This window comes from Kitasatospora sp. NPDC092039, assembly GCF_044756065.1.
Lineage (GTDB): Bacteria > Actinomycetota > Actinomycetes > Streptomycetales > Streptomycetaceae > Kitasatospora.
In genome coordinates this window covers 345,313-369,448 of the sequence record NZ_JBIVSD010000001.1, presented here as the reverse complement: position 1 = coordinate 369,448, position 24,136 = coordinate 345,313, and the positions used below count along the sequence as shown (strand labels likewise).

The following is a 24,136-nucleotide window of genomic DNA, read 5'->3' as shown; positions in this document are numbered from 1 at the left end:
CCCGTGCACATCATCGAGACCTACTTCGAGTGCGGCGGATTCGACCACCGCCTCATCCAGGGCGGCACCTCCGTCTACCTCTGGAACCTCTCCAAGGCCCTGGCCGGCCAGGGCCACCGCGTCTCCATCGTCACCCCGGCCCACGGCCGACTGGACGACCTGCGCCGCTTCCACGACCTGGAGACGCTCGACTACCGGGACGACTACGAGCTGCCGGTCGTCCTCGACCCGCAGACCTGGGGCGAGCGCTTCCCGGCCGAGGTGCGGATCCCGCTGACCACCACCGCGCACCTGCTGCGCCTGGACGGCGTGGACCTCTACTTCCTCTCCAACCAGCTGCTCGACGAGCTGCCCGACCGGTTCTACCCGCCCTACCGGACAAAGGGGAAGGACCTGGTCTTCTTCAAACCGCTGGCCTACCAGGTGGACGCGATCCGCTTCATCCGTGAACGGTTCGGCGGGGAGAAGGCCGTCCTGCACGCCCACGAGCCGTACTACCACTACCTGATGCCCGCCGCGTTCCGCCACGACCCGGGCAAACTCGTCGTCGGAACCGTGCAGAGCAACATGCCCATCACCAAGAAGGTCTACCGCCCGAAGGTGGAACGGCTGCTCGCCTTCCTCGGGGCCGGGACCGAGCTGCCCCCGGAGGACGCCGACCGCCCGCTCGCCGAGCACGACGCCGTCATGAGCGGCTACCAGCAACTGACCCACCTGCACTACGAGTACGGCCCCGGACACGTCCGGGTGTACGACCTGGTGGCCGACCACGCCGACCTGGTCGACTTCCTCTCGCCCGGTCACCTGGAGTTCTACACCGGCTTCGCCGACACGCCCTTCGAGCAGGTCTTCACCAGGCTGCCGGTCCACGAGACGGTCCGCCGCAACGCCCACAAGAGCTTCGTCGGCGGCTGCGCCGTCGGCGACACCTGGACCACCGGTGAACCGCCCGCCGCCGACCGGGCGAGGGTGCTGGGCGGGCTCGGCCTCGACCCCGAACTGCCGACCTTCTTCCACAACGCGCGCTACGCGGTGAACCACAAGGGGCAGGTGGAGCTGTTCCGGGCCGTCGACCGGGTGCTGGACGAGGGCCTGGCCGCCAACTTCGTGCTGCGCTGCATCAGCGACTCCGGGATCGACGACCCGTACGTCCACGACGTGGTCCGCCGGCACGAGGGCCGCGTCCACCTGGAGTGGCAGCGGGTCGACGAACGCCGGATCGTCGAGTACGCGGCGTCCTCGGACTTCTGCCTCTTCCCGTCCAAGTTCGAGATGGACACCTTCCTGATCGCCCAGGGCGAGGCGATGGCCGCGGGCGCGGTGCCGATCGCCACCGCCCAGCGGGGCACGGCGCACTTCGGGCACGTCGCCGACCCGTCGGCGGGACCCGACGCCGAACGGGCCACCGGCTTCGCCGTCAACCGCTCGTTCGCGGAGGACGACCCGTTGCTCGCCGACGCCCTCGCCCGGTGCATCCACCGGGCCGCCGCGCTGCTGCGCGAACAGCCCGACGAGTACCGCCGACTGCGCGCCAACGCGATCGCCAACGCCCGGCAGTTCACCTGGCAGCGCGCCGCGGAGCTCCACGTGGCGGCCTTCACCCCGCTGTGGGAGGGGCGCCGGCCCGAACCGGACGTGGAACTGGCGCTCCGGCACGGCTGGTTCGACCTGCTGCCGGACGAGGCCTACGAACAGCACCGCGCCGCGGTGGCGGAAGCCGCCGCCCGGCTGGGGGACGCCGAGGCCCACCGGCGCTGCCGGGAACCCGACCCGGCGACCGACCGCGCGCTGTTCGAAACCGCGTGGGCCCGGGCCGACTTCGCCCGCTGCGAGCGGACCGCCGACAGCGACCCGGAACTGCGGGCCAGGCTGGACGGCCGCTGCACCGTCGAGGACGGAAGGATCGTCTACCGGCTGCCGCACGCCGAGCGGGTCGAGCTGGTGTGGCTCGACCCGGCCGAACCGGGCCGTCGCCGCCAGGTCACCGTACGGCGGCTCGACCGCCGCGGAAGCGAGTTCACCGGCCCCCTGCCCCCCGTCGGCGAGGAGCTCCACCTGCTGCTCACCCTCACGACCGGTCGCGCGACCTGGGACGTGGTGCGTCATGGCTGATCCGGTGCGCGCCGTCCTGCTGGCCGGCGGCGAGGGCCGCCGGATGGGCAGGCTCGGGCAGGGCAGGCTCAAACCGCTGGTGCCCTTCGGCGGTGCCTGCCGGCTGATCGACTTCTCGCTCGCCAACGCCGCCGCCTCCGGACTCGGCGAGGTGCTCCTGCTCTCCCAGTACGAGGAGAAGCAGCTGATGGACGACCTGTACCGGACGTGGTGGCGCCCCGGCTTCCGGGTCCACTTCGGCCCCTACGACGAGGTGTACCGCGAGGGCGGCGCGCGTGAGCCCGTCCGGCCCGCCGGCCCGCCGGAGCGGGGCACCGCGGACGCCCTGATCCGCAAGGCCCGCTACGTCTTCGGCCCCGGGACCTCCGAGGTGCTCGTGCTGCACGCGGACCACGTCTACCGCTTCGACTACCGCCCGCTGATCGCGCGGCACCGCCGCTCCGGCGCCGCCCTGACCATGGCCTACCAGCGGATCGAACGCCGCTTCGTGCACCTGTTCGGCATGGTCGAGTTCGACGCGACCGGGCAGCTGACGGCGTTCGTCGAGAAACCCGCCGAGCCGACCGGCGACCTGGTCTTCGCCGCCTTCTGCGTGTTCGACGCGGCCGTGCTCCACCGCTACCTGGAACAGCTGGACGGCACCGGCTGGCAGCACGACATCAGCCGGGACGTCATCCCCGCCATGCTGTCCGGCGGCGAGCGCATCCTCGGGTACGAGGTCCCCGGCCACTGGGAGGACATCGGCACGCCCGACCGCTACCACCTCGCCCACATGGCCATGGTGGGGAGGAACCCGGCGCTGACCCTCGACCGGCTGCCGCACACCGTCCGACCGGCCACGGCGCGCAGGCTGGTCGCGGACGCGCCCGGCATCGAACGCAGCGTGGTGCCCGCGGACCTGGTCAACCACGGCCGGATCGAGCGGAGCGTCGCCTTCCCGGGTGTCCGGATCGGCGTCGGCGCGGTGGTGCGCCGCAGCGTCCTGCTGCCCGGGGCGAGCGTCGACGCCGGGGCCGAGATCGACTCGGCGATCGTCCTGGAGGACGGCGTCGTGCAACGACTGGACCACGCCCGAGGAGGGGCCAGTGTCCGAAGAGGAGGGGCGAGTGTCTGAATCCGCCTTCACCGTCGCCGACCTCGGCGGCACCACCCTGCGGATAGCCCGCTACGGCACGGACACGGATGCCGTCACCGACGTCCTCCGCACCCCGACCGAGGGCATCGACCGGCATCCCGGCGCGCCGGTGCCCGAACTCCAGGCCCGGGTCGTCGAGCAGCTGACGGAGCTGGCCGGCCGGGCGGTGGAGCGTCACCGCAGCAGCGCCCTGGCGCTGGCCTTCGCGGGCCCGGTCACGGCCGACGGCCGGGTGACGGCCGCACCCACCGTCTGGGGCGGCCGCGGCGAACCACTGCCGCTGCGCCTGCTGCTGGAGGAGCGGCTCGGCCTGCCGGTGGTCGTGGTCAACGACCTGACGGCCGCGGTCTGGCGGTACGTCGCCACCGAGGGCGAGCAGCCGTTCTGCCTCATCACGGTGAGCTCCGGGATCGGCGGCAAGGTCTACCGGGCCGGGGAGGTGTTGCTCGACGCCGAGGGCCACGGCGGCGAATTCGGCCACTGGACCTGCGACCCCGCACCGCGGGCACCGCGCTGCGACTGCGGTGGACGCGGCCACCTCGGCGCCATCGCCTCGGGCCGCGGCATGCAGAGGGCCGCACGCCGTGCGGCCCTTGCCGACCCGGACGGCTACGCCCGTTCCCGGCTCGCCCGGGGCGCTCCCGATCCCTCGCGGCTCGACAACCGCACCCTGGTCGCCGCGATCCGCGCCGGCGACGAGTTCGCGACGGCGGTGCTGCGCGGCGGTCTCGCCCATCTGGCCTCCGCGATCACCTCGCTGTTCACCTCGATCGGCGTGCGCCGTTACGTCCTGGTGGGCGGCTTCGCACTGGCCGTCGGCGCCAGGTACGCCGAACTGCTCACCGAGGAGCTGCAACGGCTGGGCTGCTTCGGCCTGAGCGCCGAGCAGATCGGCACGATGGTCGCCCTCGGCGAGCCGGACGACGACCACGGGTTGATCGGGGCCGGCCGGCTGCTCGTCGCCCGCAGGACGGTCCGACAGGCGGTGACCGTCCGGTGACCCGCACCCTGATCGTCGGCAGCGGGTTCGTCGGACGGGCCGTCGCGGCCCGGCTGGCCGCCACGGGCGACGACCCCGTGCTCGCCTCCCGCCACCGGCCGACCGCCCCGCCGGTGCCCTGGACCGCACTGGACGCGGCGGACCCGCGCTCCTGCGCCCGGGCCGTCGACCGGGTCCGCCCGGACCGGCTGGTGCTGGTGCACGGCCCTTCCGACGTCACCTGGTGCGAGGCCAACCCCGGGCGCGCCGTGGAACTGCACACGGCTGCCGCCGCCAACCTCGCGGCCGCCGCGCCGCACTGCCGGACGGTGCTGATCTCCACCGACAACGTCTTCGACGGCAGCTCGCCCGCCAACGACGAGAACGCGCCCACCGCCCCCGCCAACGCCTACGGCCGGGCCAAATCGGAGGCGGAGCGGATCATCGGCCGGCTCCCCGACGCCACCGTGCTGAGGGTGAGCCTGGTCTACGGCTGGGAGCCGGCCGGCACGGCGAAGTGGCTCAACTTCTTCTCCGCCTGCGTCCACGGCCTGCGCCGGGGCGAGCCGGTCGAAGCCCCGGACGACCAGTGGACGACACCCGTCCTGGTCGAGGACGTCGCCGCCGTGACCGCCGCGGTGCTGAACGGCGGGGCGCCCCGGCTGCTGCACCTGGGAGGCCCGGAGCGGACCTCGCGGGCGGCCTGGGCGGAGGTCGTCGCCGACGGGCTCGGCCTGCCGCGCTCGCTGGTGCGCCGGGTGCCGAAGGCCGCCGGCCGGTACGCCAGCCGCCCCGCCAACACCGGCCTGACCAGCGACCGGCTGGACGGCTTCCTCGCCCGGCACGGACTGCGGGTGCGCGGAGTCACCGAGGGCGTCCGCGCACTGCTGGAGGCCGCCCCGTGATCCGCACCCTCCGTTCCCGCGAGGTCTACCGCAACCCGTGGATGACGGTCCGCGAGGACGACATCGAGCGGGCCGACGGCAGCACCGGGCTATACGGGGTGGTCGACAAGGACGACTACGCGCTGGTGATCCCCCGCCAGGACGGCCGGGTCCACCTCGTCGAGCAGTACCGCTACCCGGCCGGCGGCCGGTACTGGGAGTTCCCCCAGGGCTCCTGGCCCGCGGGGCACCGCGGCGAGGACCCGGTCGGGCTCGCCCGCGCCGAACTCCGCGAGGAGACCGGTCTGCGGGCCGGTCCGATGACCTACCTGGGCCGGCTGCACGTGGCGTACGGCTACTCCAGCCAGGGCTGCCACGTCTTCCTGGCGGAGCAGCTGGAGCCGGGGGAGCCGGAGCGGGAGGTCTCCGAGGCCGACATGGTCCAGCGCTGGGCCGACCCGGACGAATGGCGCGGCCTCGTCCGGGCCGGACGGATCACCGACGCTGCCACCCTGGCCGCCCACGCCCTGCTCACGCTGCACGCCTCCGGCGCGGTCTGAGAACGACGACAGAGAGGACCCGACGGTGCACATCGTCAAATTCGCCTTCGAGAGCGTGGGCTTCGACGTCCGGCTCATGCGCGGCGGCCTCGCCTCGCTGGTGTGGAACCTCGCCCGCGAGTTCGCCGACCAGGGGCACCGGGTCTCGGTGATCACGCCGGCGCACGGCTGCCTCGACCACCTGCGGGCGCACTACGAGCTGACGGAACTGGAGTACGCCGACCGTCACACCGTGCCGCTCGTCCTCGACCGCGACGTGTGGGCCGGGCACCCCGCGCAGCTCGCACTGCCGCTCACCACCCGCGCCCACCTGCTCCGGTACGAGGGCGTCGACATCTACTTCCTGTCCGACGAGTACCTCGACCTGCTCCCCGAACGCATCTACCCGGCCCGCGTGAGCGAGGGCCGGGACCTGGCCTTCTTCAAGCCACTGGTGTTCCAGGTCTCCGGCCTGCGGTTCCTGCGCACCGGCCTCGACCTGGGCGCGGAACCCGCGGTGGTGCAGGCCTACGAGCCGTACTACCACTACCTGCTGCCGCCGGTGCTGCGCGACGACCCGCGCTTCCTGGTGGTCAGCACGCTGGCCAGCAACATGCCGATCAACCAGCAGGTCCACCGCCCCCAGCTGGAGAGGCTGCTGGAGCTGTTCGGGACGGACGTCGACCTGGACGCGCTCGCCGACCCGCCCGCCCACGGTGCGCTGGCCGCCGCCATGGCCGCCGCCCTGCCGAGCACGCACCTGGCCGACGGCCCGGCGGCGGACGGCATCGGGTACTTCGCCCTGATCGCGTCCACCTGCGACCTGCTGGACTTCCTCACGCCCGGCCAGCTCGACTTCTACTCCGCCTTCGGGGACACGCCCTTCGAGCGCGCCTTCCAGGACCTGACCGTCGCGCGGATCGTCCGGCGGTCGGCGGCCCGGCAGTTCGTGGGCGGCTGCGCGGTGCCCGACGGCTGGCTGGCCCGTGACCCGGCCGAGGTCGACCGGGCCGAAGTGCTCACCGGCCTCGGCCTGGATCCGGCGAAGCCGACCTTCTACCACGTGGCGCGCTTCTCCGTGCACCACAAGGGCCAGACCGAGCTGTTCCGCGCGATCGACGCCGTGCTCGCCGACGACCCGGACGTCAACTTCGTCGTGCGCTGCGCCGTCGCGGCCGGCGGGGACGGCGTGGTCAGCGCGGTCGGCGACCCGTACTTCCAGGAGGTCGCCGACCGCCACGCCGGGCGGCTCCGGCTGGAATGGGCCATGGTGGGCGAGGACGTGCTCTACCGGGAGGCGGTGGCGGCGGACTTCTGCCTCTTCCCGTCCAAGTTCGAACTGGACTCCTTCCTCATCGCCCAGGGCCAGCTGATGGCCTGCGGCGCGGTGCCGGTCGGCACCGCGCAGGAGGTCACCACCCACTACCGCCACCAGCTGCCGCGCGAACACCCGGACGCCACCGGCTTCGCCGTCCCGCGCTCGTTCACCGAGGACGACCCGCTGCTCGCCGGCGCCCTGGCGGAGCGCATCAGGGAGGCCGCCCGGATCCACCGCGAGGACCCGGCCGAGTACACCCGGCTGTCGGACAACTCCAGGGCACTCGCCCGCCGTTTCACCTGGCGCAAGGCCGCCACCACGCGGTTGGCGACGTTCGCCGCGGCCGCCGCGGGTGTCCTTCCGGGGCTGACGCCCGAGCGGGCCGCCGGATACGGCTGGTTCGAGGAGCTGGCCGACACCGACTGGGTGACCCACCGACGTGAGATAGCCGAGGCCGCGCTGGCCCGCGGCGATCTGGCGGCCTACCGCAGGTGCGTGCCGTCGGTGGACCGGGACGGGCTGAGGCGGCTGTTCGGCGCCGCGTACGCCAGGGCCGACTTCGCGCGCTGCGCGGAGCTCGCCGACCTCCTCGACGACCCGGACCTGACCGCGGTGCTGGACGGGCGCTGCCTGGTCGAGCCGACCGACGCGGGCCCGCGGATCGAGTACCGGCTGCCGCACGCCGACAGCGTGCTGCTCGTCCTGCCCTCCGGCGAGCACCGGCTGACCGGGGCCGACGGGACCTTCGCGACCGTCCTGGCGCAGGAGGTCCCGGGGCCGCTGGTCTTCCTGCTGCGGCTGCGGGGCGGCCGCTGCGCCTGGGACGAGGTACCGGCCGGCGCACGCCGACCGGTCACGCCCGTCGGTGCCGGCCTGGAAAGGGACTGACCGATGACCGCGCCCACCCGGGACCGCCCGCCCCGCTTCGCCGTCGTGGCCACCGACCTGGACGGCACGCTCCTGCGGCGTGACCTCACCGTCTCCGCCCGCACCCGGGCCGCGCTCGCGCGGGTCGAGGCGGCCGGTGCCCGCCACCTGGTGGTGACCGGCCGGGCGGCTGCCGGCTGCCGCACCCTGCTGGGACGACTCGACTACCGGGGCCTGGCGGTGTGCGGTCAGGGCGCCCAGCTCTACGACGTCGGCGCCGACCGGCTGCTGTCCTCGGCGGCCCTGCACGGTCCCACCGTCCGGGCACTGGTCGGTCGGATCGCCGAGCAGGCCGGGCCCTTGAAGCTCGCCGTGGTGACCGCCGGCCTGGCCGGCGAATTCATCGTCACGCCCGGCTTCGAGGGGCGGGTACGGCACGGCTGGCGGCTCGCCGAACGCCCGTCCGACCTCTGGGAGCAGCCGGTGGACAAGGTGCTGATCCGCCACGAGGAGCTGGGCGACGACGAACTCGCCGCCCTCGCCCACCGGGTCTGCGCGCAGGAGGTCACCGTCACCCACTCCGGTGAAGGGCTGGTGGAGCTGCTCCCGGCCGGGATCAGCAAGGCGAGCGGGCTGGCTGCCGCGGCCGCCCTGCTCGGCTTCGAGGCCGCCGACACCATCGCGTTCGGGGACATGCCGAACGACATCCCGATGCTCGAATGGGCCGGTCACGGCGTCGCCATGGGCAACGGCCACGCCGAACTGCGCCGGCGTGCGGACGAGACGGCCCCCGGCCACGAGGAGGACGGCGTCGCGGTGGTGCTCGAACGCCTCTTCCCACCCGCCGCCCTACGACCCGCCGCCGCGCGGCTCCGCTCCTGACGACCCGCCGCCGCGCGAGCCGTCCACGACCCGCCCACCGCCGACCGACCGGAGGTCCCACCGATGCCGTCCGACCGTCACCTGGCCGACCTGGCCGAACTGCACCGCGTCGCCACCCACTGGACCACCGACCTGGGCCGGCGGATCGAGACCCCGCCCGAGACGCTGCGCGCCGTGCTCGCCGCCCTGGGCGTCGACGCCGCGTCCGACGGCGCGGTGCGGGCGGCGCTGGCCGAGCGCCGGCACGCCCTGGCCGAGCGTCTGCTGCCCCCCAGCGTGGTGGTCCGCTCCGGCCGGCCGCGCACCGACCTGCGGGTCGCACCCGGCGTCGAACTCCGGGTGGAGACCGAGGACGGCGTGGTCCGCCCGGTTCGCGGCCCGGGGAAGGACCTGGCCGAACTCCCGGTCGGACGACACGTCCTGCACGCCGAGCGGGCCGGCCGCAGTGAGGCCGTTCCGCTGCTGGTCGCACCCACCCGGCTGGCGGGCCCCTCCAGGCGGGGCTGGGGATTCCTGGTCCAGCTGTACTCGGTGCTGTCCGGACGCTCGTGGGGCATGGGCGACCTGGGCGACCTGGCCGAGCTGGGCCGTTGGGCCGGCGGTCTCGGGGCCGACTTCATCCAGCTCAACCCGTTGCACGCGTACGTGCCCGGGCCGCTGCCCGACCCGTCGCCGTACCGGCCCAGCAGCCGGCGCTACCCGGACCCGACGAACCTGCGGGTCGAGGCGTTGCCCGAGTTCGCGGCCCTGTCACCGGTCGGCCGGGCCGTGGTCGCCGAGCTGAGCGCGCGCGCCGACGACCTCCGCGAGCGGGTGCTCGCCGGTGGGCTGATCGACCGGGTCGCGGTCCGCGACCTCAAGCTCCGGGCCCTGGAGCTCCTGCACCGGGTCCCGCTCGACCCCGTCCGGCAGGCGGCCTACCGGAAGTACGCCGAGGCCGAGGGGCGCGGGCTGACCGACTTCGCGACCTGGTGCGCCCTCGCCGAGGTGCACGGAACCCGGTGGCGCTCCTGGCCTGTGGGGCTGCGCGATCCCGACGGCCCCGGAATCGCCGCGGCCCGTCGGGAACTGGCCGACCGCGTCGAGTTCCACCGCAGGGTCGCCTGGCTGGTCGACGAACAGCTCGGCGAGGCGCAGCGGGCGGCCACCGGGGCCGGCATGGCCGTCGGGCTGATGCACGACCTGGCGGTCGGCGTCGATCCCGAGGGCGCGGACGCCTGGAGCCTCCAGCACTACCTCGCCGAGGGGATGACGGTGGGCTGCCCGGCCGACGACTTCAACCCGCACGGACAGGACTGGGGGCTGCCGCCCTGGCGGCCCGACACGCTGGCCGAGGCCGGCTACGCGCCGTTCGCCGAGGTGCTGCGCGGGACGCTGCGGCGGTCGGGCGCGCTGCGGCTGGACCACATCATGGGCCTCTTCCGCCTCTGGTGGGTGCCCGCCGGGGCCCCTGCCTCGCAGGGTGCCTACGTCCGGTACGACCACGAGGCGATGCTCGGGGTGCTCGCCCTGGAGGCGCACCGGGCCGGCAGCATGGTGATCGGAGAGGACCTGGGCACGGTCGAGCAGGGGGTCCGGGAGGAGCTGGCCGACCGGGGGATCCTCGGGACCTCGGTGCTCCGCTTCGAGTACCTCGGCGGATCGGAACAGCGCTCGGGGCCGCTGCCGCCCGAGGGGTGGCGCAGTGACTGCCTCGCCACCCTGACCACGCACGACCTGCCCAGCACCGCCGCCTGGCTCGACGGCGAGCACGTGGAGCTGCACGAGAAGCTCGGCCTGCTCGCCGAACCGGTGGAAATGGTCGCGGCCGCCGCGGAGGCCGAACGGGACGGCTGGCTCGGGGAGTTGGAGCGGGTCGGCGCCCTCGGGCCGCGAACCGAGGGCGTGCCGGGCCGGGAGGCGCTCGGTCTGCACCGGTTCCTGGCGCTCACCCCGGCGAAGCTGCTCGGCGTCTGGCTGCCCGACACCGTCGGGGACCGCCGTCCGCAGAACCTGCCCGGCACGGTCGACGAGTACCCCAACTGGCGGCTGCCGATCGCCGATCCGCAGGGCCGCGCGGTGACCCTGGAGGAGCTGGCCGTGCGGCCGGGCCCCCGGGTCGTCGCCGAGCTCTACCGGGACCTTCCCGACCGGTGGTCCGCCGACGCGGTACCGCGGGAAGGCGGAGTGCCGCAGCCTTCTGCAAAAGATTTCTGAAAGGTTCAGCAACGCCTTGCCATGGCGGGCCGCGCCTGCTTGACTCCCTCCTCAGCACCGCCAGTTGACGACGGGTCAGCCGAGTGGGCCGAGTCGAGCGGGGCCCGGTCACCGCCGTCGGGGGCCCGGGCCCGAGAGGAACACCGATGAACACTGAGACAGACGTCCTCGTCCTGGGAGGCGCCGGCGTCGACACGATCGTGTACGTGCCCGAGCTTCCGCTGCCCTTCGCCGACAGCTACATGGTGCCGAGGGTGGAGATGCGGGCGGGCCAGACCGGCGACTTCGTCGCGCTCGGACTGAGCGCGCTGGGCCTGCGCGTCCACCACCTGGACATGATCGGGGCCGACCACCCCGGCGACCTGGTCCGGGCGCTGCACCGCGACCGGGGCGTCCCCCTGACCGAGGTCCCGCTGCCCGGCGGCACCAAGCGCGCCGTCAACCTGGTCGGCCCCGACGGGCGACGCCTGTCGCTCTACGACGACACCCGCTCGGACGAGGCGGACCGGCTGCCCGAGGAGACCGTCCGGGCACTGGCCTCGGTGAGCCGTCACGCCCACGTGTCGATCACCTACCCCTGCGCGTTCGCGCTGCCGCAGCTCCGCGAGGCCGGCGTGACCGTCTCCACCGACCTGCACAACTGGGACGGCGCCAACGCCTACCACGAGCCGTTCGCGTACGGGGCCGACATCGTCTTCCTCTCCACCACCGCCCTCGCGGACCCGGAGCGGACCATGCGGCGGATCGTCGAACGGGGCCGCGCCCGGGTGGTCGTCGCCACGGCCGGCGCCGAAGGCGCGTACCTGCTGTCCGACGGAGAGATCACCCACGTTCCCGTCGTCCCGCCGCCCGCCCCGGTGGTCGACTCCAACGGCGCCGGCGACGCCTTCGCGTCGGGCTTCCTGTTCGGCTGGCTGGCCGGCGAACCGGTCGCCCGGTGCGCCCGTTACGGCGCGGTCGCCGGGGCGTTCGCCTGCACCGTGCCGGCGACCGGCACCGACTCCATCGGCCGCGAGGAACTCCTCGCCCGCGTCGCCGAACCGGACGCGCCGGCGGCGGGAGGAGACGCGTGACGGGCCGGTCGGCCGGCTACGACGTGCTCGTCCTCGGCGGCGGTGTGGCCGGCTGTGTGCTGGCGGCCCGGTTGAGCGAGGACCCGGACCGCACCGTGTGCGTGGTGGAGGCCGGACCGGACTTCGGCCGCGAGCGGTCGGGGTGGCCGACGGGGGTGCTGAACGCCCGCGCGCTGCCGCGCGAGGAGGTGTGGGAGCGCCACGCGCCGGCCCACCGCATCCGTGCCCGCCTGCTCGGTGGCTCGTCGTGCATCAACGGCTGCTGGAACACCTGGGGGTCCGAGGCCGACCACGCGGAGTGGGCCCGGCTCGGAGGCCCACGCTGGACGGCTCCGGCGATGGAGCCGTACCGTCTCGCGGCGGTGGAACGGATGGGCCTGCGCCGCGCACCGGAGCACGAGTTCTCGTGGTGGAGCCGGTCCGCCCTCGCGGCCGCCGCCGAGCTCGGCTTCCGGGAGGTGGACATGGGCACCCCCGGCGGGCCCGGCTACGGCACCCCGTTGCTCAACGCCTTCGACGGCGTCCGCCACAACGCGGCCTTCGCCTATCTGGAAGCCGCGCGCTCCCGACCCAACCTCACCGTCCTCGCGGACGCCGCGGTGGACCGGCTGGACGTGCGCGACGGACGCGTCCGGGGAGTGTCGATCGAGGTGGACGGTCGGCGCGAGACGCTGCACGCCGACGGCTACCTGCTGGCCTGCGGCAGCTTCGGCTCGCCCGCCGTGCTGATGCGCAGCGGAATCGGCCCCGCGGCCCACCTCCTGGAAGTCGGCGTCCGCCCCCAGGTCGACCTGCCCGGGGTCGGGTCGAACCTCGTCGACCAGCCCGGCGTGTTCGTGCCGCTGGCCCCCACGGACGAGCTGAACGCGGCGCTCGCCGAGAAGGAGGCCACCGGTGACCTGTACGTCAGCAGGATGCTGGTCAGAGCGGCCAGCGGACTCTGCCCGGAGGGGTCCTGGGACCTCCACCTCCTGCCCGTGGCCGGGCCACCGCTGTTCGGCGGACTCCCGCGGGGCCAGTACGAGGCGGGCATCTCCGCCTTCGTGATGAAGCCGGCCTCCCGGGGCACCGTACGGCTGGTCTCCGCCGACCACACGGCGGCGCCGGAGATCGACCCTGGCTTCCTCTCCGACGGGGGCGGCCGAGACCTCGCCGTCCTCCGCTCGGGCCTGGAGCTCGTCGAACGGATGGCCGCGACGGCGGCGCTGGCGCCGCTCGCCGGTCCCGCCCGGGGCCCCCGGGCCCGTGACCTGTCCGACCGGGAGCTCCGCGCCCGCGTCGGCACCTACTGGCATCCCGTGGGGACCTGCGCCATGGGCGCCCCCGACGACCCCCGCGCGGTGGTCGACGGCGAGGGGCGGGTCCGGGGCGTGTCGAACCTGCGGGTCGTCGACGCCTCCATCCTGCCGACCGTTCCGGCGGCCAACACCCAACTGCCGGTGCTCGCCGTCGCGGAGATGCTGGCGGACCTCGTCCGGGAGGCGGCATGACGGGGCCGCCCGCCGGCACCGGCCGGGCACTGTACGGGTGCATGGGACTGGGTGGCAGCTGGGACGACAGCGCGTACACCGCGGCGGACGTCGGCCACGCCGAGGCCGCGGTGGGAGCCGCGCTGGACGCCGGGATCACCGCGTTCGACCACGCCGACATCTACCGGCGCGGCAAGTCCGAAGCGGTCTTCGGCGAGCTGCTGGCCGCGTCCCCCGGACTGCGGGCGCGCATCACCCTGCAGAGCAAGTGCGGCATCCGGCTCCCCGACGGGGAGCGGCCCGGCCTGTACGACCTCCGGGGGCCGACCATCGTACGGCGGGTGGAGGAGAGCCTCGCCCGGCTGCGCACCGACACGCTCGACGTGCTGCTGCTCCACCGGCCCGATCCGCTGGCCCGTCCCGAGGAGATCGCCGGGGCCCTCGGCTCCCTGCACCGGCAGGGCCTGGTGCGGCGCTTCGGCGTGTCGAACATGAGCGCCGCGCAGATCGCCCGGCTCCGGGAGCGGCTCGACGTCCCCCTGGTCGTCAACCAGCTGGAGATGAGCCTGGGCCACCGTGCCTGGGTCGAGGACGGCGTCCTGGTCAACACCGCGGCCTCCGCCGGGAACGGCTTCCCGCACGGAACGGTCGAGTACTGCGCCGCCAACGGGATCGGCCTCCAGGCCTGGGGCGCCCTGGCCCGGGGCCGCTTCACCAGCGGCAGCCCGACGCCGACCGGCGATCTCGTCCGTGCCCTCGCCGAGCGCAAGGGCACGACGCCGGAGACGATCGTCCTCTGGTGGCTCCAGCGCCACCCGGCCGGCATCGCACCGGTCATCGGGACCACCCGGCCCGCACGCATCGCGGCCTGCCGTGACGCCGTGCTGCGCGAACCAGGGCTCACCCACGAGGAGTGGTACGAACTGTGGATCAGCGCCCGCGGCGCCCCGCTGCCCTGATCCCGCACCGACGGCCCGGCCCGCCGCCCCACCGGCGGGCCGGGGCTCGACCGTCCCGTCCGGCGCCCCGCTGCCGCAGCGAAGCGGAGCGGGGCGGAGGGGATCAGCCGGGCGTCGGGTCGGACCTGCCCGGGAACCGCTCGGACGTCCTCACTGTCGGGCGTCGTCGCGGACGGCGCTGAGCGGGGTGGCGAGGGATTCCAGGCTGCGGCGTTCGGCCTTGACGCCGATGGCGGCTTCGACGAGGCCCGCGGCCGTCATCAGTGCGGCGCCGATGCAGAAGGCGAGGGTGGTGTCGGCGGCCTTGCCGCTGCTGACCAGGCCGTTGAAGAGCAGCGGGCCGCTGATCCCGCCGACGGCGGTGCCGACCGCGTAGAAGAAGGCGATGCACAGGGCGCGGGTCTCCAGCGGGAAGATCTCGCTCACGGTCAGGTACGCCGCGCTCGCGCCGGCCGAGGCGAGGAACAGCACGATCGTCCAGCAGGCGGTCATGGTGTCGGCGGAGAGCGAGCCCCGCTGGAAGAGGTAGGCGGTGCCGAACAGCAGCACGCCGGAGCCGATGTAGCTCCCGGCGATCATCGGTTTGCGGCCGACGCTGTCGAAGAGGTGGCCGAGGAGGAGGGGGCCGAGGAAGTTGCCGACGGCGATCACGGCGAAGTAGTAGCCGGTGTCGCCCTCGGGGACGGCGAAGAAGGTGGTGAGGACGGTGGCGTAACCGAAGGTCACCGCGTTGTAGAGGAAGGCCTGGCCGATGAACAGCGCGAGCCCGAGCACGGTGCGCCGGGGGTAGCGGCTGACCACGGTACGGGCGATCGTGAGGAAGCTCAGGGGGGCGCGTGGGCGGATGAGGACGGGTTCCTCGTCGACGGGCGGCAGCTTCCGGCCGGTCTGCCGTTCCACCGTCCGCTCGGCCTGGGCCACGATCTCCTCGGCTTCCTGGGCCCGCCCGCGGGTGAACAGCCAGCGCGGGCTCTCCGGGACGTGGCGGCGGACCAGCAGGATCACCAGGCCGAGGACGACGCCGATGCCGAAGGCCAGCCGCCAGCCGACGTCGGTGGCGAGGAAGGAGGTGTCCAGCAGGGCGATCGACGCGAACGCGCCCAGGGCCGCGCCGATCCAGAAGCTGCCGTTGATGATCAGGTCGATCCGGCCGCGCACCCGGGCGGGGATCAGTTCGTCGATGGCGGAGTTGATCGCCGCGTACTCGCCTCCGATGCCGAACCCGGTGAGGAAGCGGCAGAGGAAGAAGAACCAGGCGGTCCAGGAGAGCGCGGTGACGGCGGTGGCGGCCAGGTAGACGGCCAGGGTGAGCATGAAGAGCTTCTTGCGTCCCAGCCGGTCGGTCAGCCGCCCGAAGAAGAGGGCGCCGGCGCAGGCGCCCGCCACGTAGAGCGCGGCGGCCACGGTGGTGACCTCGGCGGTGCTGATGGCGATGCCGCTGCCCTGCTGGGCCAGCCGACCGGCCATGTTGCCGACGATGGTCACTTCCAGGCCGTCGAGGATCCACACCGTGCCCAGGCCGATGACGATCCGCCAGTGCCAGTGCGACCAGGGCAGCCGGTCCAGGCGGGCGGGGACGTCGGTGGCGACCACTCCCGGCTCGACCTCCCCCGGCTCGCCTTCCCGTGCGGACCGTAACGTCTTCGTCTTCGCCTTCGCCGGATCGACCACGGCGGACTCCTTCCCCCTCGGGGCTCGTTGACGGACCGCGTCTGCCCGTTTCCGTGCGGGTCACGCCGGTGCAGCGGCCGGGAGCCGGTGGCCCCGGCTCCCGGCCGCTGCCCGGGGACGTCGGCGGTCAGGTCCGCGGCGGGCGGTCGCCCTCGGCGTCCTCGTCGCCGGTGACACCCTCGACCGACTCCGGTGCCTCGATGCCCGGTTCCTCGTCGGGCCGCCGGTACGGGCCCGCCCCGGTGGCCCCGGGTTCGGCTCCGCCGTCGGAGCGGATCCGTACGGCCTCCTCCTCGGCCGACAGGCCCGCGGTGTCGCCGGTCGCGTCGGCCCGCAGATCGCTGTGCGGGTCGGGCGGGTCGAGGCGTCCGGCGGCCTGTTCGGGCTCGCCGGCCACGGCCGTCCGTTCGTCGGTCTCGGGTTCCTCCTGGGCGAGCCGGGCGTCGAGCGACTCGCCCTCGGCCTGCTCGGCCCCGGTGGTGCCGAAGGACTCGGCGGCCACCGGCGCGTCACCGGGGACGGGCTGGACCTGCGGGTCCTGCGACCACGTCCGGGCGGGGGAGCCGTCCTGGAGGTCGGGGATGCCCTCGTCCTCCGGTTCGGCGCCGGGGTCGTGCCGGCCCCGCTCGGGCTCCTCCGGCTCCTCCAGCGGTTCCACCGCTTCGGTGGACTCCGGGGCTCCGGCGGCCGCGGTGCTCTGGGCGGGGCCGTCCGGGGGCTCCGCGCTGCCCGTGGGGGAGCGCTGCGGGCCGCCGTACTCCTCGTCGGGCTGGACGCCGGGTACCGGGCCTTCGGCGATCTCCGGCTGCTGCACGTCACTTCCCGCGACGTTGGGCGTCCCGCCCTTGCCGATCGGCGACGGCCGGCGCCCCGGGCCCTCGGTCCTCTCCTCGTCCCGCTCCGTCCCGGCGGTGTCCGCCGGGCCGATCGCGCCCCCCATGTCGTGCAGTGGTCGTTCGTGCCGTTCGCCGTTCATGCTGTCCTCCGTTCGTGTCCGGGCCGGCGGACCGGGCCCGGTGAGGCGTCTTTCCGCCGTGCGGCCCCTCACACCGGCCGGGCGGCGGCCGAACCCGTCACCGGCAGCCACGTTCCCGGGGGCCCGTCACTGGCAGCCACGTTCCCGGCAGTCCCGTCACCAGCAGTCCCGTCACCGGTCAGCGCCGCAGCAGCAGGGCGGCGGCCTCGGCCGGGTCCTCGGCGGACGGGCAGGCGGTCAGGGTGCAGGGCGGGCACGCCGGGTGCGGCGGCCGGCCGGCCTCGCGGACCCGGATCGCGTGCGCGCCGGCGGCCAGCGCCGCGGCGATCACGGAGTCGGTGCAGCCGATCACGGTGACATGCGCGGGCGGCAGGCCGAGGGCCCGGCAGGCGGCCGTCACGAGGCCGGGGGCGGGCATGCGGCAGGCGCAGCCGTCGTGCGAGCCGTGCGGGCAGACCGCCCACACGTCCACCGGTCCCAGCAGCAGTTCGGCCCGGGCCTGGATGGCGTCGACCTGGCCGCGGCCGAGCATCCCCCGCGCCACGGCCGGCTGGTTGCTCAGCACGCCGAGCGCGAAGCCGGCCGCGCGCAGGGCCGCGAGGGCGGCGCGGATGCCCGCCGTCGGATGGACCATGGCGGGATCGCCGTTGCAGGAGACGTCCTGCAGGAGGGTGCCGTCGCGGCCGAACAGCACCGCCCGGGTCCGGTCCGCGGGGCCGGGCGCGGTGGTGAGCCAGGGGCCGGACCGGTCGCAGGGGCCGGACGGCCAGGGCTGGGGAACGGTCGGTACGGGTTCTCCGAGGTACGCCATGACGCTGCGGGTTGCCGTCGGCGGGAAGGCCAAACAGGCCGTACCGGGGCCGGACCGCAGGGCCGGGCGGGAGCCCAGGGGCCGGGCCGGGGTCGGGTCGAGCATGTCTCCGGTACGCCGTTTGACCCCGTGCAGCCGGGCAGACGCCCGGGTAGCAGGGACGGGTCGGCAGTCGGCGCGCCGGTCCGCGCCACCGACGAGATCGATCGGGAACGACCATGAACCCGCCCGCACCCGCGTCGTCCGAGAGCCCGCCGCCCGAGAACCCGCCCGCACCCTCGACCCCCGAGACCCCGCCCGCACCCTCGACCCCCGAGACCCCGCCGCCCGCCCCCGCGCCGCCCGAGAAGGTGCACGCGGTACCCGGCGCGGGCCGGGTACCGGGCACCTGACCCGCCCCTGGAGCCGAGCGATGGTCCTGCGCTTCGCGACCCGCATGTCGGCGGCCGGCCTCGGCCTGGCCCTGGCCGCGCCGGTGGCGGCCGCCCGCGCGGCGCTGCCGACCGCCCGCTCCGCCGTCCGGCTGACGGCGGCGACGGCCGAGGCCGGGGTCCGCACCGGCGCCCGCACCGCGCTCTCCGCGACCGCCACGGCCCGGCGGGTGGTCCGGGTGGCCGAGAACGCCGCCGCGGCGGGCCGGGGCTACTGGCAGGCGGGCAGCCGGATCCAGGTCCCGCTGCGCCCGGCGACGGCCCGGGTGCGGGACGTGGAGGGCGCGGCCCGGCGGGTGGCCCTGGGGCTGGCGAAGCGCCCGGACGTGGTCGCCGCCTACTGGGACGGCGGGCTGGCCCGGCTGGTGGTGCAACTGACCCAGGACGCGGTGGCCGAGCGGGTAGCGGACCGCGCCGGCGAACTCGCCGCCGGCCAGCGCCTGGAACCGGACGTCGACGCGGTGCTGGAGTCCTCGCACCCGGGCCGCGCCGGCCGTGTGCGGGTTCAGGCGATCGCCCTGGGCTGCGACGCGGTGGGCCTGGCGGCGGCGGTCGGCACCCGGGCGGTCCGGCTGCCGGCCGCGGCCCGGCTGGCCGTCGCGGCGACCGCCCTGGTCCGCGAGGACCCGCAGGTCCGCGCACTGGTGCGCCGCCGACTCGGTGAGACCGGCTCGGAGCTGGTGCTGGCGGCGGCCGGCGCGGCCGCGAACGGCGTCGGACGGGCGCCCGCCGCCGTGGCCCTCGACGCGGTGCTGCGGACGGGACGGCTGCTGGAGACGATCGCCGAGGCCGCCGCCTTCGACACCGCGCACGACAGACTCTGCGCGCCCGGCCGGCCGAGCGTGTCGGGACGGGCCGTCGCCCGGCCGGCGCTGCGCCCGCTGCCGAACGAGGAGTACGCGGACAAGGCGGTGGGCGGCACCCTGCTCGGCGCGGCCGCCGCCCTGCTGTTCACCCGCAGCATGGCGGAGGCCGCCGAGGGCCTGGTGGCCGGGAACCCCAAGGCCGCGCGCTACGGCCCGACCGCCTTCAGCACCGCGCTGGGCACCGCGCTCGCCCGCGAGGGCGTACTGGTCCGCAACCTCGACCGGCTGCGCCGGCTCGAACTCGTCGACACCGTGGTCCTGCACCCCGACGCGCTGCGCGGCGAGGAGAGGACCGTCCTGGCGGTCGACCCGAACGTGTCCGACTGGGACCACGACCGGCTGTGGCAGGCCGCCACCGCGGCGCTGGACCAGTCGGCCGGAGCCGAAGCCCCACTCGAACTCACCCCGGTGGCGGACCAGTTGGCGCAGGACGCGGACGCCGGGACCGGCCTGATGGTCGCGGCCGACCAGGGACGGGCCGTCGGCACCGTCCTGGTCGGCCGGGCGATCGCCCCGCTCGCCGAGGCTGCGCTCGACGCCGCCCGGCGGGCCGGACTGCGCGTCCTGGTGGTCGATGACGGATCGCTCGGCGAATTCGGTTCGCTGGCCGACCAACTGATCGGTCCGGAAAGGTCGTTGGCCGATGCGGTGCGACAACTCCAGCGCGACGGACGGGTGGTGCTCACCCTCGCCCGCGTTCCCGCCGTTGAGGGAAGGGAGTTGACGGAGAGCTCCAGGGAACTGCTGGCCGGACTGCTGCGCGGCGACCTCGCGGTGGCGGTCGCCGACCAGGGCGGCGCCGTGGTGTGGGGCGCCGACCTCCTGCTGACGGGCGGGCTGGAGCCGGTCTGGCGGCTGCTGGCCGCGATCCCCGCCGCCCGTACGGTGGCCCGGCACGCCAGGACGCTGGCCGAGGCCGGTGCCGTGCTGTCCGGGCTCCTGGTCGTCACCCGGGGCAGGCGGCCCGGCGGCACCCTCCCCGTCGGCATCCGGCTCTCGCCCGTCAACCTCGCGACCGCGGCCGCCCTCGTCTCGGGCTGGCGGGCGGCCCTGCGGGTCGGCGCCCGCCGGCCCCCGCACCCGCCGCCGCGCGTCCCGTGGCACGCGCTCGCCCCGAAGGCGGCGCTGGCCCGGCTCACCGCCGTCCGGCGCTCGGCGCGCCGCCCGGGCGCCGCGCAGGCGTGGTCGGACCTCGCCCGGCGGGCCCGGCGGGCTCCGGCCCTGGCCCCCGTGCGCGAGGCGGCCCGGACGGCCGGCGCGCTGCGCTCCGAACTCGACGACCCGCTGACCCCGGTGCTGCTGGTCGGCGCGGCGGCCTCCGCGCTGCTGGGCTCGCCGGTGGACGCGCTGCTGGTCGTCGGCGCCCTGGCGATGAACGCGCTGATCGGCACCGCGCAGCGGGTGAGGGCCGAACGCGCCCTGGCGGCACTGGAGATGACGCAGCACCGGACGGTCGACGTGGTCGAGGGGGAGCGGACCCGCACGGTCGGGTCCGAGGACCTGGCGCCCGGCCAGGTGATCGAGCTGAACACCGGGGACGTGGTGCCCGCCGACGCCCGGCTGCTCGACGTCGAGGACCTGGAGGTCGACGAGTCCTCGCTGACCGGCGAGTCCCTGCCCACCGCGAAGCAGTCGGACGCCACCCCCGACGCCGCGGCCGTCGCCGACCGCCGGTGCATGGTCTTCGAGGGCACGACCGTCGTCGCCGGGCACGCCCGGGCCGTGGTCGTCGGCACCGGCGACCACACCGAGGCCGGGCGGGCCGCGCATCTCGCCGCGCGCACCCCGCCCGCCGGGGGCGTCCAGGCCAGGCTGCGCGAACTCACCGGCCGCAGCCTGCCGTTCACCCTGGCCGGCGGGGCGGGAGTGGCCGCGCTGGCCGTCCTGCGCGGGCGCCCGGTGCGCGAGGCCGTCCGCGGCGGGCTGGCCGTCGCCGTCGCCGCCGTACCGGAGGGGCTGCCGCTGGTGGCCACCGTCGCCCAGCTGGCCGCCGCCCGACGGCTCAGTCGGCAGGGCGTCCTGGTCCGCGCCCCGCGCGCGCTGGAGGCGCTCGGCCGGATGGACACCGTCTGCTTCGACAAGACCGGCACCCTGACGGAGAACCGGCTGCGGGTGGCCCGCGTCGCCGCCGCCGACGGGACGAGGTGGCCGGCCGACGACCCGGCCGCGGTGCCCGTCCTGCGGACCGCGGCCCGCGCCTGTCCGCCCGCCGAGGACGACTCGGCGGTGCACGCCCACTCCACCGACGAGGCGGTCCTCGCCGCCGCCCCCGCCGACCTGCGCTGGACGCCCGGCAAGGTGCTGCCGTTCGAGGCGAGCCGGGGCTACGCCGCCGCGACCGGCACCGAGGAGGACGGCCGCCGGGTGCTGGTGGTGAAGGGCGCGCCGGAGAGCGTCCTGCCGGCCTGCGCCGGGACGGGCGAGGCGGAGAACGACGTGGTGGCCGCCCTGGCGGCGGACGGGCTGCGGGTGCTCGCCGTCGCCACCCGGCCGCTGACCGGCGCCGAGGACGACGACGAGGCGCTCGACCGTCCGCTCGGCGATCTGGAGCCGGCCGGCTTCGTCGCCCTCGCCGACACCCCGCGCGCCGGCTCCGCCGCACTCGTCGCGGGCCTGCGCGAGGCCGGGGTGCGCCCGGTCATGCTCACCGGCGACCACCCGGCCACCGCCCGCGCGGTGGCGGTCGCGCTGGGCTGGCCCGAGGACGTCGAGCTGGCCACCGGCGACGACCTGGCCGGCCTCGACCGCGGCGGCCGGGCCCGGGCGCTGCGCGACTGCGACGTGGTCGCCCGGGTCGCACCGGAGCAGAAGGTGCTGGTCGTCGAGGCCCTGCGGGAGGCGGGACGGGTGGTGGCGATGGTGGGGGACGGTGCCAACGACGCCGCCGCCATCCGCGCCGCCGACGTCGGAGTGGGCATCGCCGCCCGCGGCTCCGCGGCGGCCCGCAACGCCGCCGACCTGGTGATCACCGACGAGGAGCTGACCGTCCTGACCGCCGCCGTCGACGAGGGCCGGGCGCTGTGGCGCAGCGTGGCGGACGCGATCACCATCCTGATCGGCGGCAACGCGGGCGAGATCGGCTTCTCCCTGTTCGGCACCCTGCTCTCGGGCCGCGCACCGATGTCCACCCGGCAGATCCTGCTCGTCAACCTGCTGACCGACATGTTCCCGGCGATGGCCGTGGCCGTCACGCCCCGGGACGAGCCGGCGGCGGATCAGGGCGGGCCGCGTGCGGGCACCGCGGCGCTGGACGCCCCGCTCGCCCGCCAGATCCGCCACCGCGGCGTGGTGACCGCGCTCGGCGCGACCACCGCCTGGGCCATCGGCACCGCCACCCCGGGCTCGGCGCGGCGCACCAGCACCATGGCCCTGTGCGGTGTGGTCGGCGCCCAGCTGGCCCAGACCCTGACCGGGCGCCGGCGCAGCCCGCTGGTCCTCGCCACCGTCCTGGGCTCCGCCGCCGTCCTCGCGTCCGTCGTGCAGACCCCGGGCCTCAGCCGCTTCTTCGGCTGCACCCCGCTCGGCCCGGTCGCCTGGGCGGGCGTCGCCGCCTCGATCGCCGTGGCCGTGGCGGCCCCGGCGCTGCTCCCGAGGGCCGAGCGCCTGGCGCGGGCGGCCCTCGCGCGGTCCCTGGCCGCGGCCCGAGCGCCGCGGCCGCGGCGGTAATTCGCTTGACCGGCCCGCGCGGCGACGCTGCACTTCGGGGGGCGCCACACGGGGTGGTGGCCGCATCGCGGGGAGGCAGCAGCACCACATGGAGATCCGTTCCACGACCGACCAGGACCTCGGCGCCTTCGTCGACACCTTCCACGCCGCGCTGGGGATCTTCCCGGAGAGCCCGAACGCGGACGGCGGCGGGGTCTGGTGGGCGGCGACCGAGATGGACCGCAATCTGCTGGCCGTGACGGCGGACGGACGGCCCGTCGGCACCGCCGGCGCGTACAGCTTCGAGCTCACCCTGCCTGGGCAGGTCGTCGTCCCGGCCCCGGGGGTGACGGCCGTCGGCGTCCTGCCCACCCACCGCCGCCAGGGCGTGCTCACCGCGATGATGCGGCGCCAGCTCGCCGACCTGCGGGCCCGCGGGGAGTTCCTGGCCGTGCTGCTGGCCTCGGAGGCCGGGATCTACGGCCGGTTCGGCTACGGTCCGGCGACGTACACCCAGCGGCTGACGGTGCAGCGCCACCAGGCCGCCTTCGCCGCGCCCCGGGCGGCCGCCGCCCCGGCGGGCGGTTCGGTCGAAGTGCTGCCCCGGGCCGCGTGCGGGGAGATCCTGGAGCAGGTCTACGACCGCTACCGGCGGGCCCAGCCCGGCGCGCTGTCCCGGCCGCGCCGCTGGTGGGAGCTGGGCGCCGGGCAGGTCCCGGTCGCCTCGACGCCGCGCTACGTCGCCGTCCACCGGGACGCCGACGGCACCCCGGACGGGTACGCGAGCTACTCGAAGGACGGCGACGCCCTGACGGTGGACGAGACCGTCGCCGTCGACGACGCCGCCCACACCGACCTGGCCCGGTTCCTGCTCGGCCACGACCTGGTCGCCCGGGTCGTGTTCCGGCACTGCCCGCCGGACCACCCGCTGCGCTGGCAGTTCGCGGACTTCCGGGCCGGAGAGCCGGGCGGGGAGACCGACTGGCTCTGGGTGCGGCTGCTGGACGTCCCGCGCGCGCTGACCTCGCGCGGCTGGTTCACGGACGGCGAGCTGGTCCTCGACGTCGACGACCCGTTCCTCGGCGAGCACCACCGGTACCTGCTGACCGTCCGGGACGGGAAGGCCGCGTGCGTCCCGACGGACCGGGAGCCCGACCTCTCCCTGGACGTACGGGACCTGGGCTCGGTCTACCTCGGCGGCACCGCCCCGAGCGCGCTCGTCCGGGCCGGGCACATCAGGGCCCACCGCCCCGGCGCGGCCGTCCTCGCCGACGCCCTGTTCCGCGCCGAGCGCGCCCCGCACTGCCTGCACTGGTTCTGACC

General features: G+C 75.5%; 16 protein-coding genes. 13 read left to right on the top strand and 3 right to left on the bottom strand.

Annotated elements, in window-relative coordinates; genetic code table 11:
• Positions 1 to 3: 3 nt before the first annotated feature.
• The 11 genes from ACIQI7_RS01575 (at position 4) to ACIQI7_RS01525 (ending at position 14,413) form a co-directional block, all read left to right on the top strand.
• Positions 4 to 2,112 carry a glycosyltransferase gene (locus tag ACIQI7_RS01575; RefSeq protein WP_401103796.1) on the top strand — a complete coding sequence of 703 codons (2,109 nt, stop codon included), beginning with the start codon at positions 4 to 6 and terminating at the stop codon, positions 2,110 to 2,112.
• Positions 2,105 to 3,226, top strand: a complete 1,122-nt coding sequence (locus ACIQI7_RS01570; RefSeq protein WP_401103794.1) for a sugar phosphate nucleotidyltransferase — start codon at positions 2,105 to 2,107, stop codon at positions 3,224 to 3,226. The genes ACIQI7_RS01575 and ACIQI7_RS01570 overlap by 8 nt, the downstream gene beginning before the upstream one ends.
• Positions 3,219 to 4,247, top strand: a complete 1,029-nt coding sequence (locus ACIQI7_RS01565) for an ROK family protein (protein ID WP_401103792.1) — start codon at positions 3,219 to 3,221, stop codon at positions 4,245 to 4,247. Before ACIQI7_RS01570 ends, ACIQI7_RS01565 begins: the two co-directional genes overlap by 8 nt.
• Positions 4,244 to 5,131 (top strand): SDR family oxidoreductase, encoded by an 888-nt coding sequence (locus ACIQI7_RS01560; RefSeq protein WP_401103790.1) that lies wholly within the window; start codon positions 4,244 to 4,246, stop codon positions 5,129 to 5,131. The genes ACIQI7_RS01565 and ACIQI7_RS01560 overlap by 4 nt, the downstream gene beginning before the upstream one ends.
• Positions 5,128 to 5,670, top strand: a complete 543-nt coding sequence (locus tag ACIQI7_RS01555) for an NUDIX domain-containing protein (RefSeq protein WP_401103788.1) — start codon at positions 5,128 to 5,130, stop codon at positions 5,668 to 5,670. Before ACIQI7_RS01560 ends, ACIQI7_RS01555 begins: the two co-directional genes overlap by 4 nt.
• A gap of 25 nt (positions 5,671 to 5,695) precedes the next feature.
• A complete protein-coding gene (locus ACIQI7_RS01550) occupies positions 5,696 to 7,855 on the top strand; it encodes a glycogen/starch synthase (RefSeq protein ID WP_401103786.1) in 2,160 nt (719 codons plus the stop codon).
• Positions 7,856 to 7,858: 3 nt separating this feature from the next.
• Positions 7,859 to 8,716: an HAD family hydrolase gene (locus ACIQI7_RS01545; RefSeq protein ID WP_401103785.1), complete on the top strand. Its 858-nt coding sequence runs from the start codon at positions 7,859 to 7,861 to the stop codon at positions 8,714 to 8,716.
• A 63-nt stretch (positions 8,717 to 8,779) separates the two neighbouring features.
• Positions 8,780 to 10,912, top strand: coding sequence for a 4-alpha-glucanotransferase (gene malQ, locus ACIQI7_RS01540; protein WP_401103783.1), 2,133 nt, complete (start codon positions 8,780 to 8,782; stop codon positions 10,910 to 10,912).
• Positions 10,913 to 11,058: 146 nt separating this feature from the next.
• The gene (locus ACIQI7_RS01535) at positions 11,059 to 11,985 is read left to right on the top strand and encodes an adenosine kinase (RefSeq protein WP_401103782.1); all 927 of its coding nucleotides are present in this window, start codon (positions 11,059 to 11,061) and stop codon (positions 11,983 to 11,985) included.
• Positions 11,982 to 13,475 carry a GMC family oxidoreductase gene (locus tag ACIQI7_RS01530; RefSeq protein WP_401103780.1) on the top strand — a complete coding sequence of 498 codons (1,494 nt, stop codon included), beginning with the start codon at positions 11,982 to 11,984 and terminating at the stop codon, positions 13,473 to 13,475. Before ACIQI7_RS01535 ends, ACIQI7_RS01530 begins: the two co-directional genes overlap by 4 nt.
• Positions 13,472 to 14,413, top strand: coding sequence for an aldo/keto reductase family oxidoreductase (locus tag ACIQI7_RS01525; protein WP_401103779.1), 942 nt, complete (start codon positions 13,472 to 13,474; stop codon positions 14,411 to 14,413). The genes ACIQI7_RS01530 and ACIQI7_RS01525 overlap by 4 nt, the downstream gene beginning before the upstream one ends.
• Positions 14,414 to 14,563: 150 nt before the next feature.
• On the opposite strand, the gene ACIQI7_RS01520 is transcribed toward ACIQI7_RS01525, so the two are convergent.
• The 3 genes from ACIQI7_RS01520 to ACIQI7_RS01510 all read right to left on the bottom strand — a co-directional run bounded on the left by ACIQI7_RS01520 (position 14,564) and on the right by ACIQI7_RS01510 (position 17,871).
• Complete coding sequence (locus tag ACIQI7_RS01520; RefSeq protein WP_401104522.1) at positions 14,564 to 16,006, bottom strand: MFS transporter; 1,443 nt, start codon at positions 16,004 to 16,006, stop codon at positions 14,564 to 14,566.
• Positions 16,007 to 16,211: 205 nt separating this feature from the next.
• A complete protein-coding gene (locus ACIQI7_RS01515; protein ID WP_401103778.1) occupies positions 16,212 to 17,060 on the bottom strand; it encodes a hypothetical protein in 849 nt (282 codons plus the stop codon).
• 178 nt (positions 17,061 to 17,238) lie between these two features.
• A complete protein-coding gene (locus tag ACIQI7_RS01510; protein WP_401103777.1) occupies positions 17,239 to 17,871 on the bottom strand; it encodes an HAD-IIIA family hydrolase in 633 nt (210 codons plus the stop codon).
• A 412-nt stretch (positions 17,872 to 18,283) separates the two neighbouring features.
• On the opposite strand from ACIQI7_RS01510, the gene ACIQI7_RS01505 reads away from it, so the two are divergent.
• Together ACIQI7_RS01505 and ACIQI7_RS01500 are read left to right on the top strand one after the other, a co-directional pair.
• Positions 18,284 to 22,834: an HAD-IC family P-type ATPase gene (locus ACIQI7_RS01505; protein WP_401103775.1), complete on the top strand. Its 4,551-nt coding sequence runs from the start codon at positions 18,284 to 18,286 to the stop codon at positions 22,832 to 22,834.
• Between the two features lie 88 nt (positions 22,835 to 22,922).
• Positions 22,923 to 24,134, top strand: a complete 1,212-nt coding sequence (locus ACIQI7_RS01500) for a GNAT family N-acetyltransferase (protein WP_401103773.1) — start codon at positions 22,923 to 22,925, stop codon at positions 24,132 to 24,134.
• Positions 24,135 to 24,136: the final 2 nt, after the last annotated feature.

Bases quoted from the DNA above. Each gene is read 5' to 3' on its own strand.
- ACIQI7_RS01515 (WP_401103778.1), bottom strand. From the start codon at position 17,060: ATGAACGGCGAACGGCACGAACGACCACTGCACGACATGGGGGGCGCG.
- ACIQI7_RS01570 (WP_401103794.1), top strand. From the start codon at position 2,105: ATGGCTGATCCGGTGCGCGCCGTCCTGCTGGCCGGCGGCGAGGGCCGC.
- ACIQI7_RS01500 (WP_401103773.1), top strand. From the start codon at position 22,923: ATGGAGATCCGTTCCACGACCGACCAGGACCTCGGCGCCTTCGTCGAC.
- ACIQI7_RS01535 (WP_401103782.1), top strand. From the start codon at position 11,059: ATGAACACTGAGACAGACGTCCTCGTCCTGGGAGGCGCCGGCGTCGAC.
- ACIQI7_RS01505 (WP_401103775.1), top strand. From the start codon at position 18,284: ATGGTCCTGCGCTTCGCGACCCGCATGTCGGCGGCCGGCCTCGGCCTG.
- malQ (WP_401103783.1), top strand. From the start codon at position 8,780: ATGCCGTCCGACCGTCACCTGGCCGACCTGGCCGAACTGCACCGCGTC.
- ACIQI7_RS01545 (WP_401103785.1), top strand. From the start codon at position 7,859: ATGACCGCGCCCACCCGGGACCGCCCGCCCCGCTTCGCCGTCGTGGCC.
- ACIQI7_RS01525 (WP_401103779.1), top strand. From the start codon at position 13,472: ATGACGGGGCCGCCCGCCGGCACCGGCCGGGCACTGTACGGGTGCATG.
- ACIQI7_RS01510 (WP_401103777.1), bottom strand. From the start codon at position 17,871: ATGGCGTACCTCGGAGAACCCGTACCGACCGTTCCCCAGCCCTGGCCG.